Genomic DNA, 6,533 nt, shown 5'->3' with positions numbered 1-6,533 from the left:
GACCAAAGCTTCATTCATTTGTATTTCATCAGGACCTTCTATTTCCATAATGAGTTCGCTTCCCTTATTGGCAGCAAGCATCATGACCCCCATAATGCTTTTACCATTAACGGTCTGTTTGTCTTTAATAAGCTCAATATTGCTTTGGTATCTTGCAGCAGTCGAAACAAATTTAGCTGACGCCCGCGCATGCAGACCCAACTTATTGATTATTGTAATTTTAGTTTTTATCATAATGCTCTGGAATGTATCATAAAAATAGGTAATAGGTATAGGATTTTACATTTATTTATGTTAGTTATTATTTAATTTTAAAAGCCATAAAAATTACCCAATGCTGTTTTTAGCTCGTAGTGACGGGTACGTGGAGGTCACAGAACTGTAAACAACGCAGAATACTATTGAGACTTGAAGTAATTGAGGGATTTTAGTCTCCTAAAGTTTCTTCTCTTCCCAGTAGCAGAAGAGAAGACTTTAGAGCGATAAAAAAGAGTTAAGATTCTTTAGATCATAATACCTGTTAAAACAAATTAGTGGTGACGAATTTTTTCTTTATGTTTGATCAATTGACGATCTAGTTTGTCCATTAGCATGTCAATTGCAGCATATAAATCTTCTGATTCTGCACTAGCATGTAACTCACCACCAGCAACGAATATGGTTGCTTCAGCAATTTGTCTTAATTTTTCCACGTCAAAAATAACATTAATTTTTGTGATGTGGTCAAAATGACGCTTAAGTTTGTCGAATTTGTCTTCGGTAAATGTTCGAAGGGAAGGGGTAACCTCCAATCGATGGCCAGTGATGTTGATTTGCATAATGAATCTCCTTTAGTTGCTTGGGCACTGTCTTGGTCAAATGTCAACAGTTATTAATTACGAATTTTTTTCGCTCGTTCGATGGAGCAATTCCCATTCCTTCACGATATTTTGCTACAGTTCTTCTAGCTACTTGAATGCCTTGCGTTTTCAACATGAGAGTGATTTTATTATCGCTTAAGGGTTTTGTTCTATTTTCTGCAGCAATTAATTTTTTTATCACTGCGCGTATTGCAGTGGATGAACATTCATCACCAGCCTGCGTATTTACATGGCTGGAGAAGAAATATTTTAGTTCAAAAACTCCCCGAGGAGTATGAATAAATTTTTGCGTAGTGACACGGGAAATAGTGGATTCATGCATGTTTAAAACAGAGGCAACATCATTAAGAATTAATGGCTTCATGGCCTCTTCTCCAAATTCCAAGAAGCTTTTTTGATATTCCATGATGCATATTGCTACTTTAAGTAGTGTTTCCTGACGACTTTGAAGGCTTTTTAAAAACCAACGTGCTTCTTGTAAGTTATTTTTTAAAAATTGATTGTCGATGCTGTTATCTGCTCGTTGAATAAGTGCGGCATATTGATTATTAATACTTAAATGAGGCAATATATTTTGATTCAGAAATACGTTCCAACGGTTATTTACTTTTTTAACCGTTAAATCAGGTATAATGTATTCTGTAATGTCTTGATGAATCATATTACCTGGTTTAGGATTTAATCCTTGAATAATTCGTAAGATCTCCTCAACTGTTTTCTCACTGATCTGATGATTTTTCATTAATTGCTTGTAATTATGTTGGCCAAGCAAGTCGATGTCTTCACTAATAATTTTTTTAGTATGTGCTAAATGAATTGTATCTAGAGGCAATTGTTCTAACTGAATCAGCAAAGTTTCAGTCAAGTTAGCAGAAGCACAGCCTACGGGATCAAATAATTGTAATCGGTGGCGTACAGCCTCTATTTCATCTAAATCAAGAGGATGCTGTTCACTAGTTAAACTCGCATGTAAATCAGCAAGAGGAATACTCAAAAAACCATCGTTATTGATTGCATCAATTAGTGTTGTAGCAATTACTCTATCTACATCACTCATAGGAGAGAGAGCAAGCTGCCATCTTAGGTGATCCTGTAAATTAGTTGTCGCACAATGAAAATTATCAAAATTATAATCACCATCATTAAAATGATGGCGATTATTTGAACTTTGGTATAGTTCAGACCACTGAAAGTCATCATTATGAGATACTGCTACATCACTGTGTATATCTTCTTTCTCTTCATGAGGGGTTACTTCAAGCATGGGATTTGATTCAACAATCAGTTGGATTTCTTGTTGAAGATCAATTGTTGATAATTGCAAGAGTCTAATTGCTTGTTGTAGTTGTGGAGTAAGCGTCAGATGTTGACCTATACTAAGCTGCAGTGATGGTTTCATGTAAATCCTCTTTGTTCCAACTGCTCTTATTATCAGTTTAAATGATTCGTAAAGATTATCTAGTATTATTCAGGTTAATTTATAGAAAAGGATAAAAAATCCTCAAATATTTTTTAAACGCAAACTTTGTTATCAAATTTATAAAACGTTAATACTGTTTTTTATACGATAATTTAATTAATTATCTAAATCCTTTATAGGATTGCTCACCTTTATCTTTATGGGATAAATTAGAGTCTTTTCCCGCATTTTGATTTTGAGTATTCATTTTGAACCTCCATTTAATAAATGCTTAAAACTCCATGCATGAAGTATTATTAAAAGTGGCAAATTTTGATCTCTTAATCAATTTATTAAACAGTTCGGGGTTACAATGAATTCACTTAAAAAATAAAATTAGTTTGATTTTAGAAAGAATTAGAGGAAAAAAAGAAATTTATTTTTTTCATTTCAAAGGATGCTGTAGAAGCAAGTCTAATTTTTTACCCGCTTGATTAGTACAAAAAGACCAGATAAGTAACAATTTTTATAAAAGTAGACGAATGGTTTCATAACGTTAGTTAATTGTTTAAGAAGTAAACGCTGAAGTTTGTCTCCAGCGTAAATATGACTGAATCATTAGAATAATTAAAGAATTATTTTACTTTTTTCTCTTTAAAAAGAACGTGCTTACGTACTTTGGGATCGTACATCATTAGCTCCATCTTCTCAGGATGGTTACGTGGATTTTTGGTAGTAGTTTTATAGTATCCAGTTCCTGCTGTGGATTCCATTTTCACTTTTACGTTGACAGCTGCCATGGTTTATCCCCCATTAAATTATATTTTATTGCCATTAGCTCTGATTTTATCCAGAACTGCTTTAATGCCTAATTTGTCAATGATACGCATGCCTTTAGTGCTGACGCGTAAGGAGACAAATCGATTTTCTTCTTCAACCCAGAAGCTATGGTTTTGAATATTGGGTAGAAAGCGTCTTCGTGTTTTATTATTAGCGTGCGACACTTTGTTGCCAGTCATGGGTCGCTTGCCAGTTACCTGACATACTCTAGACATTGTGATACTCCAAATTAGATATATTTACTGTTGTCTTTGTAAAATTCGGGGCAAAAAGCCGGATGTGAAATACAAGAGCGGTTTTATATCAAAAAAATGTAATAGTTGCAAGATTTTTATAGCAACATATAATCGCAACTTTTAAGTATTAGGTCAAGATAATGCATCGTAGAATAAAAAGTTACGTATTGCGTGCAGGAAGAGTAAGTAATCGGCAGCAGCAAGGATTAGATCTTTGGCTGAATGATTATGAACTGGTTATGACAGGTTTGCCCTGGGATTTGTCGAAAGAATTTGGGCGTATAGCCGCTACTGTAGTAGAAATCGGATTCGGTATGGGTACCTCTTTATTATCTATGGCGCAAAATAATCCCCAATTGAATTACATAGGTATTGAGGTTCACCAAGCAGGCGTAGGTAGTTTAGCCGCTGATTTGCATGATCAGGACCTGTCTAACGTACGTATTGTTGCTCATGATGCTGTAGAAACGTTTCGTACACAATTAGAAGATAATTCATTGGCTGGGGTCCAAATTTTTTTTCCTGATCCTTGGCATAAAAAACGTCATCATAAACGACGTTTGATTCAAACAGAATTTATTCAATTGTTGACAAAAAAAATTAAACCAGGTGGCTTTATTCATTGCGCTACTGATTGGTGGGAATATGCCGAACACATATTAGAAATTTTATCTGCTGAGCCCACACTTTATAATTCACACTCAGAGGGCGGGTACGTTCCTCGACCAGAATATCGACCGCTTACTAAGTTTGAACAAAGAGGGGAGCGATTAGGGCATGGAGTTTGGGATTTAATTTTCATAAAATCTTAATTTTGTGCTAAGAACACCGATCTTTGTGTATATTAATCTATAACCACTAATTAATAGGATTGCTGGAATTTATAACGGAAATAAATAAAGCACTTGAATCGGGACTAGAGGGATTTAAGAAAAAAATTTTGCATCAGGAAAAAAATAATTCACTACCTCCCGCATTAGTTATTGATCTTACGGAGTATATTGATTTTATCCTTGATAATACACGGGATAAAAATATAGGTGAGCCTTTGCATCAGGCAATTGCTAGTGGGAAAATACAGTTGGCGATTCATCTTTTAGAGCACAATAAAACAAAGAATATTTTTGCGAGATAAGAATGGGGTTACTCTGTTAGCTCTGGTTTTTGTTGCACAGGTTGCTCACTCATAATTTCTTCATAGTGTAAGGAGCTCAATTTGCATTTTTGACAATTGATATCACGAGTATCTACTTGCTTAAACTTAATATACCCCATAGAATTCTGGTTTTCTTAGAATAGACTTCCTTCGAAACTGGCTACGGTTGTGTTGCGAAGGAAGTCTAAATTGTTGGGAGAGTAATGAATGGGGTGGAACGAGCCAGATAAAGGCAAAGATCCTTGGAAAAACAAGAATCAGCCTCCAGATTTAGATGAAGCTCTTAAACGAATCAGTAACAAATTGAAGAAAATTCTTTTTGGTAGCAAGAGTAAACCAGGTAAGGAGTCGCCTTCCATTAGGTCCAATGGTAGTTTAGTGGCTGTCATGGTCATTCTATCTGCTTTTCTTCTGTGGGTGCTTTCTGGCATTTTCATTGTAGATCCAGCGGAACAGGCCATTATTCTTCGTTTTGGAAAATACGTAGAAACAGTAGGTCCTGGTCCACATTGGATACCTCGTATTATTTCTTCTAAAATTATCGTCAACGTTGATCGAGTATTAGATTATTCCTATTCAGCGCAAATGCTTACGCGTGATGAAAATTTAGTGGCTGTGTCTTTAGCAGTACAATACCGCATTGGTGATTTACAACAGTATTTGTTTAACGTAGCTAATCCTGAAGAAAGTTTGCAACAAGCAACTTCCAGTGCTTTAAGACAAGTTGTTGGGACGACTACGCTGGATCAGATTATTACGGAAGGACGCGAAGTTTGGGGAAATCAAGTTCAAGAAAATCTAATAAAAACGTTAGCTTTATATAAAACAGGTATTGTTATTATTAATGTATCACCGCAACCAGCGCGCGCGCCTGAAAGCGTACAAGATGCTTTTGATGATGCAATTAAAGCCCAGGAAGATGAAAAACGATTCAAAGAACAGGCTTATGCTTATGCTGCGAAGGTGGTCCCTATTGCTGAAGGTAAGGCCAGCCGTATTCAACAAGAAGCGGAAGCATTTTCACAGCAGGTTGTATTACGTGCTCAAGGGGAAGTATCTGAATTTCTAGCCTTACTTCCTCAGTATATTTCTGCTCCTGACATTACAGCAAAGCGTATGTATTTGGAGACTTTGCAAAAGGTATTCACCAAGAGTAATAAGATCATTGTTGATGGTAAGTCAGCTAATTTATTGTACTTGCCTTTGGATAAATTACTGCAAAATCAATGGGCTGATTTTCCAGCTGTCAAGAATAAGACTAAAGAAGATAATGAGGAAAACAATGATGTAAGTAGTTTAATCGATGGGCGAGATCTTACCAGACCAGTGTACCATCAAGGGAGAGATTAATAATGAAAAATATAAATAAAACCCTTGGGATTGTACTCTTTTTAGTATTTATATTGTTTATTATTAGTGTATTTACAGTGACCGAAGGACAACAAGGCATCATTTTGCGTTTAGGTCGTTTGGTTAATGAAACTGATACGGATAAGGTGAAGGTTTTTGGTCCTGGTTTGCATTTTAAAGTTCCCTTTATCGAAAATGTACGTATTTTTGATACACGTATTCAAACCATGGACATCAAGTCAACGCGTATTGTCACTAAAGAAAAGAAAGATGTAATGGTCGATTATTATGTAAAATGGCATATTACTAATTTAGCAAAATATTTCAAATCTACTGGTGGCAACGAATTTAAAGCGGAAACTTTGTTGGAACAGCAGTTAAATACTTTATTACGAGCCCAGTTTGGAAAACGCACTATTTCTGAAGTGGTTTCTGGTGGGCGTGATGATGTAATGGGCTTATTACGGTTAGCAGCTGAAAAACAAGCTGGTGAATTGGGGATTAATGTGGTTGATGTTCGCATTAAAGGAATAGAGCTTCCAGCCAATACCAGTAATGCAATTTATCAACGTATGCGTGCCGATATGCAAAAAATTGCCAACAGACACCGAGCAGACGGTCACGCTGCAGCAGAGGAAATACAGGCCAAAGCGGATGCAGATATAATGGTTTTGCTTGCTAAAACTCAAAGT

Annotated in this window: 9 protein-coding genes; 4 read left to right on the top strand and 5 right to left on the bottom strand. The window is 35.7% G+C overall.

Annotation, left to right across the window (positions count from 1 at the left end; translation table 11 throughout):
* The 5 genes from WA877_RS03115 to rpmB form a co-directional block, all read right to left on the bottom strand.
* Positions 1-234: HPr family phosphocarrier protein (locus tag WA877_RS03115; protein ID WP_425169473.1), on the bottom strand; the 234-nt coding region annotated here is incomplete at its 3' end.
* 296 nt (positions 235-530) lie between these two features.
* The gene (gene hpf / locus WA877_RS03110) at positions 531-818 is read right to left on the bottom strand and encodes a ribosome hibernation promoting factor (RefSeq protein WP_425169472.1); all 288 of its coding nucleotides are present in this window, start codon (positions 816-818) and stop codon (positions 531-533) included.
* A 43-nt stretch (positions 819-861) separates the two neighbouring features.
* Complete coding sequence (locus WA877_RS03105; RefSeq protein WP_425169471.1) at positions 862-2,259, bottom strand: RNA polymerase factor sigma-54; 1,398 nt, start codon at positions 2,257-2,259, stop codon at positions 862-864.
* 635 nt (positions 2,260-2,894) lie between these two features.
* Complete coding sequence (gene rpmG / locus WA877_RS03100; protein WP_425169470.1) at positions 2,895-3,059, bottom strand: 50S ribosomal protein L33; 165 nt, start codon at positions 3,057-3,059, stop codon at positions 2,895-2,897.
* An 18-nt stretch (positions 3,060-3,077) separates the two neighbouring features.
* Positions 3,078-3,314, bottom strand: a complete 237-nt coding sequence (gene rpmB / locus WA877_RS03095; RefSeq protein WP_425169469.1) for a 50S ribosomal protein L28 — start codon at positions 3,312-3,314, stop codon at positions 3,078-3,080.
* Between the two features lie 161 nt (positions 3,315-3,475).
* On the opposite strand from rpmB, the gene trmB reads away from it, so the two are divergent.
* The 4 genes from trmB to hflC form a co-directional block, all read left to right on the top strand.
* Positions 3,476-4,147, top strand: coding sequence for a tRNA (guanosine(46)-N7)-methyltransferase TrmB (trmB, locus tag WA877_RS03090; RefSeq protein ID WP_425169468.1), 672 nt, complete (start codon positions 3,476-3,478; stop codon positions 4,145-4,147).
* Between the two features lie 59 nt (positions 4,148-4,206).
* Positions 4,207-4,470: a hypothetical protein gene (locus WA877_RS03085; RefSeq protein WP_425169467.1), complete on the top strand. Its 264-nt coding sequence runs from the start codon at positions 4,207-4,209 to the stop codon at positions 4,468-4,470.
* Positions 4,471-4,698: 228 nt separating this feature from the next.
* The gene (hflK, locus tag WA877_RS03080) at positions 4,699-5,841 is read left to right on the top strand and encodes an FtsH protease activity modulator HflK (RefSeq protein ID WP_425169466.1); all 1,143 of its coding nucleotides are present in this window, start codon (positions 4,699-4,701) and stop codon (positions 5,839-5,841) included.
* Between the two features lie 2 nt (positions 5,842-5,843).
* Positions 5,844-6,533 (top strand): protease modulator HflC (gene hflC, locus WA877_RS03075; RefSeq protein WP_425169465.1); only part of this gene is annotated, 690 nt, incomplete at its 3' end.

It is taken from the genome of Legionella sp., assembly GCF_049790535.1.
In the GTDB taxonomy this organism is placed as follows: Bacteria; Pseudomonadota; Gammaproteobacteria; order Legionellales; family Legionellaceae; genus Legionella.
The sequence above is the reverse complement of the archived record's forward strand: the minus strand, read 5'-3'. Positions and strand labels throughout refer to the sequence as shown.